The sequence below is a fragment of the Acinetobacter sp. 22323 genome (assembly GCF_052044895.1).
GTDB classification, from domain to species: domain Bacteria; phylum Pseudomonadota; class Gammaproteobacteria; order Pseudomonadales; family Moraxellaceae; genus Acinetobacter; species Acinetobacter schindleri.
This window is the reverse complement of sequence record NZ_JBQEOL010000011.1, coordinates 110,707-122,470: the sequence shown is the minus strand read 5'-3', so window position 1 is coordinate 122,470 and position 11,764 is coordinate 110,707. Positions and strand designations below refer to the sequence as shown.

Here is an 11,764-nt window from a genome sequence, read left to right as displayed (position 1 = left end):
TAAGTTGACAAAAATAACTAATCATGCGAAAAAGTTTTTTTAGTTAACAGATGTTCACACATGCCTCGAATTGTTTCTGTACCACTTAGTTTAGAACAGCGAGAACGACTCATTTTTCTGGCCAAGCATGCAAAACATTGGCGTGAAAGACAACGTGCCCAAACTATTCTCTGGCTTTCTGAAGGTAAAAGTGTTGCGGAAGTTGCCACTCTACAAGAACGTATCCCAGAAACCATAAGGCTACAACGCCGACGTTGGGAATTGTATGAGTTTGAATCGATTAAAGAAGGTCATCGCTCAGGTCGGCCCAATACATTGATCTCAGACTATCAGGCGAAAATCCTAGATTGGGTCAATACAAGTCCACTCAATGCAGAACAAATCCGAGTCAAACTACATGAAGAATACGAAGTGTCCGTGTCTGTTGAAACCATTCGTAAGTTTTTACGTGATTCAGGTATGGTCTTCAAGCGTACCCGTCATAGCTTGAAAAAAAAGAGATCCGATTGCATTTGAACAAGCAACACAGCAGATTGAAAAATTACGAGAGCAAGCGGCACGTGGTGAAATTATATTAGGTTATGTTGATGAAACAGGGTTTTCATCTACACCTGATAACCGCTATGCGTGGACAAAGATAGGTGATGTTCATGCGGTTGATGCAATAAGATTAAAACGAGTTAATGTCATGGGGTGTTTGCTTTCAACGGGGAAACTGGTGACAAGTTGTTTACAAGAGTCTGTTACAAGCACTTGGTTTTATGCCTATTTAACTGGAATAGCTCAACAAGTAAAACAGACTTATAACCTTCCATTGGTTCTTATTGTTGATAATGCCTCGATTCATAGAAGTAAAAAGATGGCTGATTACAGAGAGCTACTTAAAAGTAACTTTTCGACGAATTTGTATTTTATTCCAGCTTATAGCCCTGAGTTAAATCGAATCGAGATGGTATGGAAGCAGATGAAATATTATTGGCGAGATTTTCAAGTCATGACAGCTGATAAAATAGAGCAATGGGTGGAGAGAGTATCAAACCAATTCGGAAAAGAATACATGTTTACTTTTTAATGACAGCTTACCTCCGAACTGAAAACAGCATTTCGTAACAGATCCCTGGGCTATATGCTGCGTACCGTGGGGGTGCTGGAAGAAGATCCAGAAGCGATTGTAAATGGGTATATCAAGCAGTGTTCAATCAAGGTGACGGTCAAAGACCTGGCGATGATCGCCGGGGTACTCGCCAACGGCGGAATTCAGCCACAAACCGGTAAAAAATTGCTGGACCGTTCTGTAGTGCGGCAAGTCCTGAGTGTGATGCTCACTTGCGGCATGTATGATGCTGCCGGGGACTGGCTGACCACCGTGGGTATTCCGGCCAAAAGTGGGGTTGCAGGCGGTATTATCGGAGTGTTACCTGGGCAGGTGGGTATCGCCGTGTTTTCTCCGCGAATTGATGAGCATGGACATAGTGTACGTGGCGTCGATATTTTTGAGCGTATGTCCCGGGAAATGGGGCTGCATTTAATGGAAGGGACGCCATCGGCACAAACCATTTTGCAAAGTCGTTATCTCACCGGTAAACGTGATCATGTGGTGGTGTACGAACTGCGTGGCGTATTGCAGTTTACTGAATCGGAAATGCTACTGCGTATTTTGCAAGATGAACCGGAAGGCAAAAAACGAATTGTGTTGGATCTGACCAATTTGACCTTAATTCATAATGTCGGTGCTCGAATGTTATTTGAAGGTGTGGCCCGTTTGAAGAAGGATGGTCATCCAGTCGTGGTGGTTGACTCGGAAGGAATTTTAAGTGAAGCCCAGATGAAGGGAAATAAAAGGGTCGTGGTCAAAGAAAAACTGACCAAGTATCTGGAAAAATTTCAATAGACGTTTTTCTGTCAGCTTGCTTCAGAATAGGATATCTGTCAGTAAATAAAAAAGCCCCGATAATGCGAGGCTTTTTTTCAAATCTTGAAATTCTTATTTAATATGTTCAGCAATATCCGTAAAGATTACGCCTAACCCATGTGCACCTGCATCAGGATAGCCCAAGCTACGGTCACCGACCGTACCGGCACGGCCCATACGCGCCACGATGTCTTTGGTGGATTCTGCACCTTTTACTGCCGCCGCTGCACCCAACACAAAGTTTTCTTTAAAAGTCTTATCGGTATTGGCTGACCATGAATCGGCACAAGGAACCAAAGCATCAATCAGGGTCTTGTCACCAACAACTGCTCCACGGCCAAATGAACGTTCGCCGGTAACTTGAATGCCTTTCACTGCTGCTTGCAGCATCTCGGCAAAATCTGACACAGTTAATGTGGATTTGCCTTGAATGGCTTTACTCGCTGCACGAAACGCTGAACCCCAGATCGGGCCTGATGCACCACCACAGTGTTCCATAATAATCATTGAACTATTTAGCAAGAATTCATCCATGTGCTGGGCTTGAATCAGGCTTTGCCATTCGCGTTTCAGCTGTTTAAAACCTTTAGCTACACTCATCCCAAAGTCACCATCACCTGCATGGGCATCCAGCTCGCAGAATGGCACTTCGTTTTTGATAATACAGGCAGCCATCACATCGACCACATAACGCATATTTTCAATTGTGAACTGTTCATTTTGAATTTCAGCATGTTCGGGCTGAGTTTCGACTTCTGTATTTATTACATCTTCTGCTGCGGCATTTTTTGTTGAGAAGATTAAAGGCTGTGCTGCTGAACCATCCATTTTAAGAGCGGGCGTATTGGCCTCTGCATCTAAATAACCTTTTAGTTCATCATCCACAGCTAGCAATGACACCGAAGCACCGTTCATGTCGATACTGGTCATGTAGTTGCCGACAAAAGTACGGTAAATCTTGATGCCTTTGCGCGCCAAATGTTCGCACACATCATTATTAAAGACATACAGCTCTTGCATTGGTGTTGAACCAAAGCCATTCACTAGAACAGCAACTTCTTGCATGTCAGGACGATTGAGGAACAGGTCATCGATAATACGTTGTGCCAGTTCTTGGGATGGCAGAATTTTTTCACGACGAATGCCCGGCTCACCATGGATGCCGACGCCGTATTCCATTTCATCATCTGCCAACGTAAAGGTGGGCGTGCCTTTGGCAGGAACGGTACAAGAGGTATAGGCGAAACCAAGGCTAATCACATTGTCAGCCGCTTTTTGTGCCAGTTCTTTCACGCGTGCCAGTTCATAGCCTTTAGAGGCAGCAGCACCGGCAATTTTATGCACGAAGATCGTACCGGCTACACCACGACGACCAACGGTATATAAGCTGTCTTTTACCGCGATGTCATCAGCCACTTTGACATAGTCAACTTTAATGCCATCTTCCTGAGCAAGTGCAGCGCCATTCTGGAAATTCATCATATCGCCAGAATAGTTTTTGATAATCATCAGGACACCTTTGTCCGTCGCGACTTGCTGCAAGGCTTTATAGACCTGAATTTGTGAAGGTGAGGCAAATACGTCACCACATACAGCAGCATCTAGCATACCTTGGCCAACAAAGCCGGCATGAGCAGGTTCGTGACCGCTACCACCACCACTGATCAGGGCGACATTTTGGTGTTTTTCTTTTCGGGAAATGATTTTATAAGATTCATTAAATGCCAGTTCTGGATGTGCCAGGACAAAGCCTTTGCACATTTCGACAACGATGTTTTCAGCACCGTTCATGAGTTTCTTCATTGGAACACCAACAGTCATTGATTTGGGAGATAAATTTATTGGTCTATTATTCATGAAAGTGATGAATTTTGCAGACTTAAAAGTGTAAAAACGAAGAGTTTGGGATTGATGGGTTAGAAAAGGGGCGTTTTTTTATCTTTCCCTAGCCCTCACTTGCGTTTCATTTTAAAGCAGTGCTTTAAAACTTGCTCAGGAGAGGGAACCATCATTATTAAATTTAAACAGTTATTTAATTCATATTAATTTCTCCCTCTCCCATTGGGAGAGGGTTGGGGTGAGGGTATATTGTAAATGATAGGTTTTTGGATTAATTTATCCATAAAAATTATGTGGATAATGGCATATGATCCAACCAAATTGGGAAGTGTTTTCGGCAAAATTTTCAAATAATCAGCAAGTGACATTCGAATGGTTTGCTTATCTATTATTTTGTCGAGAATTTGATTTACCAAAAGGATGGTTTGGGTTTAAAAATCAGTCAGGCATTGAAAAAAATCCAATTGAAAAAGAGGGTGAAGTCATAGGCTTTCAAGCCAAGTTTTACTCTACAAGTCTTTCTAGCCATAAAGATGACTTTTTAGAAATGCTAGAGAAAGCTAGAAGAGATCATCCCACACTAACCAAAATATTGGTATATACAAATCAGTTTTGGGGAGAAGCATACAATAAAGCTGAAAAAAAGATGATGTCCCCTCAGGCTTTAATAGATATAAATGCTAAAGCTAAAGAATTAATGATTGAGCTTGAATGGAGAGAAGCTTCATTTTTTGAATCTGAATTTGTGTGCTTAGAGCATGATGATTTAGCTAAATACTTTTTTACAGAGCAAAAGCTAGAAGGTTGGCAACGCTACGATGATTGGTCAAATACAAAGGATAAAGTTGAAGCAGAATATTTAGTTGATGAAGATATTAAAGTTATTGTACCTAAAGATTTTAACAAAAATGAAATTAGTGTGACTGATGGTATCAATACAATTCGAGAAAAACTATCAGTAGGCGGATCTTCTATAAGATTGGTTGGTCTCTCAGGTGTAGGTAAAACACGCTTTGCTCAAGCTCTTTTCGATGAGCGCATTGGAAGCAATAGCCTAGATATTAAAAATGTTTGGTATTGTGATTTTGGTGATTCACCTAACCCACAACCTCAGCATTTTGTTGAAGAGCTGATTCAAAAAAAGCAACCCTATATTTTAATTGTCGATAATTGTGGCCAAGATACACATGGCAATTTAACGAAAAAAATTCAAGATACTCAAATTTCGTTATTAACTATTGAATATGATGTTCAGGACGATTTACCAGAGAGTACAGAAGTTTATAAATTAAAGCCAAATAGCCCCGAAATTATTAAAAAAGTTATAGAACGACATTACCCACATATTAATGATTTAAACGCAAGAAAAATTGCTGAGTTCTCAGGTGGTAACTATCGATTAGCTTTGGCAGTAGCTTCAAATATTGAACGTAGTGATAACTTAGCATTGCTTACAAGTTCTGAGTTGTTTGAACGACTCTTTTGGCAGAGAGGACAGCGAGATGATGAGTTATATAAAGTTGCTCAAAATTTTGCTTTAGTTTATTCCTTTAATCTAGAAGATGAAGGCGAAGAAAATTCTGAAGTGGATTATCTATCGAGATTTGCAAGAGTTGATAGTTATGATGCTATTGAAAAAATCGAAGAGCTGAAAAGTAAAGACATTGTTCAACAGCGTGGGAAATGGCGTGCAATTTTACCACATGTACTAGCAAATCATTTAGCTAAAGAATGTATCTCAAAGAAGTTAGTTAGACATCTAGATGAGTTTATTCAAAATATGCCTGCACGTTTGCAGATGTCCTGTATTAAACGTTTAAGTTACTTACATGATGTTCCAAAAGTACAAGAGTTAGTGACATCATGGTTTTCTTCTAGTGGATGGTTGGGAGAGAAACTTTTAAATGATGGATATGATTCACAGGATTTAGTTAAATTTAGATTACTTGCTCATATTGCTGAAGATCAAGTTTTAGAATTACTCGAGCAAAAGCATAATACTGATCCTAGTTTTCTAACTAGGGAAAATACTCATTTTGTTGAAATTTCTAGATTAGTTCGATCTTTATCTTATCAATCACATAACTTTAAAAAAGCTTTTGATTTACTCATTTATTTTGCTAAAGATGAAAAAGAAGGTGAAAGAAACAACTCTATTCGAGATTTAGTAACTTCATTATTTAGGCTCTATACATCAGAAACAATGGCTGATTTAGAGCAAAAAAAAGAGGTGCTGAAGGAACTGCAATCTAAGCCTGAATGTAGATCTATCCTTTTAGATTGTTTATCTAAAGCACTGAATTTTCATGATTATGGATTTTCTGTACGAGATTTAGCTGAAAATTCTCAAATAAATGAATATGGTTATCAACCTCAAACCTATGGTGAAATTTGGAATTGGGTTGAGTTTCTACTTAATTTATTGGATGAATTAGATAGTCAAAATGTTAGCAAAGCACGAGAGGTTTTTTCAAATAATCTTGAAGCTATAATTTGGAAATGCAGGAAAGTTGAGTTTGTTAGAAAATTTGTACTTAAATTTAATGAACGTAAATATTTTCCAGAAGCGCATAGAAAACTTCTAAGTATTATTAATTTTAATAAAGATGAATTAGAAATCAATGCACCTAAATTATTACAAGAATTAGAAAATTTAGAACAAGAGCTAAGACCTAATAAAGATAGTGTTCGAGAGCTATTACAGACTTATATTTTAGCTCCAGATCATGATATCTATAGAATGAGTAAAAGTGAAAATGATGAACATGCAATTAAAATCCCTGAATTTAATTCCTATGAGGAGTTAATCCAATATTTAAGTAAATACTTAAAAGATATTGGAAATTTAAAAGAAAATTTAGATTTATTGATCAAAGCAAGTAGTGGATGGTTAGCACATCAATATTTGATTCAGTTAGGTGAAAGTACAGTTCATGTATTTGAAAATGTTGATAATTGCATTGATACAATTCAACATACACATATAGAAATAGATATAAAAGGTTCTGAGTTTTTATTAGGATTATTAAAAGGTTTTAAAAAAAAATCACAGAAAGATTATGAAAAATTTATAGAATTTTTGTTAGGGCACACTATTTTGAGGAATATAGCCCCTCATATGATTTTTAACAGTTGTCAAAATAATGAAGATTTTCAGTATTTTTACCAACTTTTCATGCTAGATAAAGTCAATATCAATCAATTGCCAAGATTGGCAGGTTGCAAATATCATAATAGAATAAATAATGAAATATTTGAGCTGTTTCTAGATAGACTAATTGATTTAGAGCAATGGGATAGAGTTCATTATGAATTAATTGAGGAGTGCTTTTTTCAAAAAAAATTATCAGAGAAATATCAATCTATTTTATTAGGCAATGTTCCTGAATTTATTAGTAGTGAGAGTAACTTCAATCACTATGAGGATGGTTTAAAAGTATTATTAGGTTGTAGAGAGGATTTTGAAAATAAAATATTTAATGATGTTAAAGATTATTTTAATGGTGAGCGATACATTTCTCTTTATAGGGAGGATAAAAAATTTAAGATATTAAAATTATTAATAAAGACAAATACAATAAAATTTATAAAAGAATTTTTAGAGGATGATGCTTTTTTATCAAAATTTTGGAAAGATGATTTAAATAAAGTTTTATTTTTTGCTGATTCAAATAATTTACTGAAGTGGATAGATGGCGATCAAGACAAAATCAAATTTTGGATAGAAAATGCTAGATTATTTTGTGTTAAAAATTATCAAGAGGAAACTACAGGTGAAACAAAAAGTAAGATTGTATGGCTAGATTTATTAGTGGAGTTATTAAAATTGTCAGAAGAAAGGGGAAGCCTGCTAGAACACTTGTTTAATGAATCAATATTTAAGGTTACACAAGCAAGTGGTAGTTGGTCACAAGAAATGTCTAGAAGATTACCATCTATACAAAGTTTGAAAGAAAAAATAGTACCAATATTTCCAGAATTAGAGTCGCTGATCATTGCTAAAGAAAAAGAGTGGATAATTGCTATTGATAGACAAGCTCAAAGAGATGAAGAAAATGAAAAACAACGAAATGAGCGATTTGAATGGTGATTAAAAAATCCCCTCATAAGAGGGGATTTTTCATATTCGATACGAATGGATTCTTCCCCTTTATCAAAGGTGAGAAGCATCGCTTCGCAAGGAGGAGGATTACACCACAGAATCATCCAAATTTGGCGCTAACCAACGTTTCGCTTCATCCAGTGTCCAGCCTTTACGCTTCGCATAATCTTCTAGCTGATCGCCAGAGATTTTGCCTACGTTAAAGTATTCAGTTTCAGGGTTTGCATAATAGAAACCGCTCACTGATGAAGGTGGCCACATCGCAAAACTTGTCGTTAAGTAAGTACCAATCTTGTCAGTTGTACCTAACCAGTTAAACAGTGGCGCTTTTTCAGAATGCTCAGGACAAGCAGGGTAGCCCGGTGCAGGACGGATGCCGACATACTTCTCTTTGATCAATTCATCATTGTCCAGAGTTTCGTCTGCCTGATAGCCCCAGAACTCTTTACGGATCCGCTGGTGCAGATGCTCTGCAAAGGCTTCGGCAAAACGGTCACCCAAGGCTTGAACCATAATCGCGTTATAGTCATCGCCTTTGGCTTTGTATTCTTGAGAAAGTTCTTCCGCACCAAAGATCGACACGGTAAAGCCACCCAAGTAATCCTGCGCCACATCTTTTGGCGCAATAAAGTCAGCCAGAGAGTAGTTTGCTTTACCGGTGACTTTGTCAGACTGCTGACGAAGGTGCTCGAAGCTGTGTGTTACATTGCCATTTTCATCAGTCACCGCAACGGTATCTGCTGCTACACGGTTCGCAGGGTAAATGCTAAAAGTTGCACGCGCATCAAAACGTTTATTTTCAATAATGTCTTTCAACATGGTTTGCGCTTGTTCATACAAGTCACGTGCTGCTTCACCGACCACTTCATCTTCAAGAATTTTCGGGAATTTGCCCGCCAGGCTCCAAGAAATAAAGAACGGTGTCCAGTCAAAGTATTCCACCAAGGTTTCTAAAGGATAGTTGGTGAATGTTTCAGAACCAATGAAGTTTGGTTTTACTGGTGCATTCTTGTCGAAGTCGATTTTGAAACCATTTTCAACTGATTCAACATAAGACAGTTTTGCTGCTTTTGGCTGCTTGTTGGCAAGACGGGTACGGATTTTTTCATAATCCGCTGCATAGTCCGCCATTAATTGTGGTTTCATTTCAGCAGAAAGTAATTGTGTGGTCACACCTACAGCACGAGATGCATCGGCAGTATAGAACACACCATCATTTTGATATTGCGGAGCAATCTTCACCGCTGTATGCGCTTTCGATGTGGTCGCACCACCAATCATCAGTGGAATGTTAAAGCCTTTACGTTGCATTTCTTTGGCAACAAAAACCATTTCATCTAAGCTAGGTGTGATCAAACCAGATAGACCAATGATGTCAACTTTCTCATCAATTGCCGTTTGTAGAATCTTCTCACATGGCACCATCACGCCAAGGTCCACGATGTCATAACCGTTACAGCCAAGTACCACACCTACTATATTTTTACCGATGTCGTGTACGTCGCCTTTTACTGTAGCCAGCAGGATTTTACCTTTGGCTTCGCCTTGGGTTTTTTCTGCTTCAATAAACGGGTTGAGCCAAGCCACAGCTTGCTTCATCACACGTGCAGATTTTACCACTTGTGGCAGGAACATTTTACCGGCACCAAACAGGTCACCAACCACGTTCATACCTGCCATTAAAGGCCCTTCAATGACATCTAAAGGACGTGCAGATTTTAAACGGGCTTCTTCCGTATCCTGATCGATGTAAGTGGTGATGCCTTTTACCAGTGCATACTCAAGACGTTTTTCAACACTTTCATTACGCCATTCAAGGTTTTCTTCGGCTTTTTGTGCGCCTGCTTGACCACGGTATTTTTCAGCAATAGTCAGTAATTTTTCAGTCGCTTCCTGACCGCTTTCACCTTGATTACGGTTCAAGACCACATCTTCAACAGCTTCTTTCAGTTCTGCATCGATATCATCGTAAATCGCAAGCTGACCTGCGTTGACGATCCCCATGGTCAAGCCTTTCTGGATCGCGTGATACAGGAACACTGCATGGATCGCTTCACGAACAGGTTCGTTACCCCGGAATGAGAACGACACGTTGGAGATCCCGCCTGATACCATTGCATTTGGCAGGTTTTGTTTAATCCAGCCTGTTGCTTCAATGAAGTCTACGCCATAGTTATTGTGTTCTTCGATACCGGTTGCCACCGCGAACACGTTCGGGTCAAAGATGATGTCTTCGGATGGGAAGCCGACTTCATTCACCAGCACATCGTAAGAACGCTTACATATTTCTTTTTTGCGTTCAGCAGTATCCGCCTGACCATTTTCATCAAAGGCCATCACGATCACCGCAGCACCATACTGACGGCAGAGGCGGGCACGTTCTACAAACTCGTCATAACCTTCTTTTAAGGAAATCGAGTTAACAACCGCTTTACCTTGCACGCATTTCAAACCTGCTTCAATGATCTCCCATTTTGAAGAATCAAGCATGATTGGCACACGTGAAATATCTGGCTCAGACGCAATCAGATTCAGGAAGTGCACCATTGCACCCTGTGAATCGAGCATGCCTTCATCCATATTGATGTCGATGATCTGCGCACCAGCTTCAACTTGTTGACGGGCAACGTCTAAAGCTTCTGTGAAGTTTTCTTCTTTAATTAAACGAAGGAACTTTTTAGAACCAGTCACGTTGGTACGTTCACCGACGTTCACGAACAACGAATCTTTGGTGATGTTAAATGGCTCTAAACCACTTAAACGGCACGTAGGTTCAATTTCAGGAATCTGACGTGGCGCAATACCTTCAACTGCTTGTGCAATCGCGCGGATATGATCCGGCGTAGTACCACAGCAACCACCGGTGATATTGATCAAGCCACTTTCTGCAAATTCTTTAATGAATGCAGCCGTTTCTTCAGGGGTTTCATCATAACCACCGAAAGCATTTGGCAAGCCTGCGTTTGGATGTGCAGAAACGAAAGTATCAGCAACGTCAGATATGGTTTTTACGTGTGGACGCATCGCATCTGCACCCAGCGCACAGTTAAAGCCGATTGAAATCGGTTCTGCATGACGCATTGAATTCCAGAACGCTTCAGCGGTTTGACCGGTCAATGTACGGCCTGATGCATCGGTAATCGTACCTGAAATCATGATTGGCAATTCATAACCAATTTCTTTAAACACTTCTTTTACCGCAAAAATGGCAGCTTTGGCATTCAAGGTATCAAATACTGTTTCGATCAGGATGATGTCCGCACCACCTTCAATCAGTGCTTTGGTCGATTCGATATAGTCGACTTTTAATGCATCAAAAGTAATGTTACGGAATGCAGGATCATTTACGTTTGGTGAAATAGAGGTGGTACGTGAAGTCGGACCAATTACACCTGCCACAAAACGTGGTTTTTCAGGGGTTGAATATTTCGCGCAGGCCTCTTTGGCAAGACGTGCTGCCTCACGGTTAATTTCTGGAACCAGATCTTCCATGTGGTAATCCGACATTGAAACACGGGTACCGTTAAAGGTATTGGTTTCAATAATGTCAGCGCCCGCTTCAAGATAGGCTTCGTGAATGCCTTGAATAATCTGTGGCTGAGTCAGCACAAGTAAGTCGTTATTGCCTTTAAGGTCGTATGCCCAATCAGCAAAACGCTCACCACGATAATCGACTTCTTCCAATTTATGGCGTTGGATCATGGTACCCATCGCACCATCGATAATTAAAATTCTCTTGGCAAGAAGTTCTTTTAGGGTGGCAAGTGTGGACATTCAGACTTTCTCAGTAAGCATCAAAAACGGCAATAATCTTAACAGATTAGTGCGCAGTTTTCTGTAGCCATTATTCAGAATGCTGGATATGGCTGATATGAAAATCTGATAAGCAAACTGAACTGTACATAGAAAGC

General features: G+C 39.6%; 5 protein-coding genes and 1 pseudogene. 4 read left to right on the top strand and 2 right to left on the bottom strand.

Features of this window, described 5'->3' with window-relative positions; translation table 11 throughout:
• Positions 1 to 60 precede the first annotated feature (60 nt).
• From ACTJIX_RS09390 to ACTJIX_RS09380, 3 genes and pseudogenes are all read left to right on the top strand, one after another.
• On the top strand, positions 61 to 516 hold the full coding sequence (locus tag ACTJIX_RS09390) for a helix-turn-helix domain-containing protein (protein ID WP_004973749.1): 456 nt from the start codon (positions 61 to 63) through the stop codon (positions 514 to 516).
• Positions 506 to 1,072, top strand: coding sequence for an IS630 family transposase (locus ACTJIX_RS09385; protein WP_121533679.1), 567 nt, complete (start codon positions 506 to 508; stop codon positions 1,070 to 1,072). The genes ACTJIX_RS09390 and ACTJIX_RS09385 overlap by 11 nt, the downstream gene beginning before the upstream one ends.
• Before the next feature lie 12 nt (positions 1,073 to 1,084).
• Positions 1,085 to 1,891 (top strand): annotated as a pseudogene (locus ACTJIX_RS09380) (glutaminase); the annotation flags it as partial.
• 93 nt (positions 1,892 to 1,984) lie between these two features.
• Here the strand turns inward: ACTJIX_RS09380 and dhaK are convergent.
• Entirely contained in the window at positions 1,985 to 3,715 is a 1,731-nt protein-coding gene (dhaK, locus tag ACTJIX_RS09375; protein WP_111810520.1) for a dihydroxyacetone kinase subunit DhaK, read from the bottom strand.
• Between the two features lie 343 nt (positions 3,716 to 4,058).
• Between dhaK and ACTJIX_RS09370 the strand changes: the two genes are divergently transcribed.
• Positions 4,059 to 7,841, top strand: a complete 3,783-nt coding sequence (locus ACTJIX_RS09370; protein ID WP_184103751.1) for a hypothetical protein — start codon at positions 4,059 to 4,061, stop codon at positions 7,839 to 7,841.
• Between the two features lie 99 nt (positions 7,842 to 7,940).
• Here ACTJIX_RS09370 and metH read toward each other — a convergent pair whose 3' ends face one another.
• Entirely contained in the window at positions 7,941 to 11,627 is a 3,687-nt protein-coding gene (metH, locus tag ACTJIX_RS09365; RefSeq protein WP_262467321.1) for a methionine synthase, read from the bottom strand.
• Positions 11,628 to 11,764 lie beyond the last annotated feature (137 nt).

What these genes read in the sequence shown, in the direction of transcription:
- ACTJIX_RS09390 (WP_004973749.1), top strand. Translation starts at nt 61, where the DNA reads ATGCCTCGAATTGTTTCTGTACCACTTAGTTTAGAACAGCGAGAACGA.
- metH (WP_262467321.1), bottom strand. Translation starts at nt 11,627, where the DNA reads ATGTCCACACTTGCCACCCTAAAAGAACTTCTTGCCAAGAGAATTTTA.
- dhaK (WP_111810520.1), bottom strand. Translation starts at nt 3,715, where the DNA reads ATGAAGAAACTCATGAACGGTGCTGAAAACATCGTTGTCGAAATGTGC.
- ACTJIX_RS09370 (WP_184103751.1), top strand. Translation starts at nt 4,059, where the DNA reads ATGATCCAACCAAATTGGGAAGTGTTTTCGGCAAAATTTTCAAATAAT.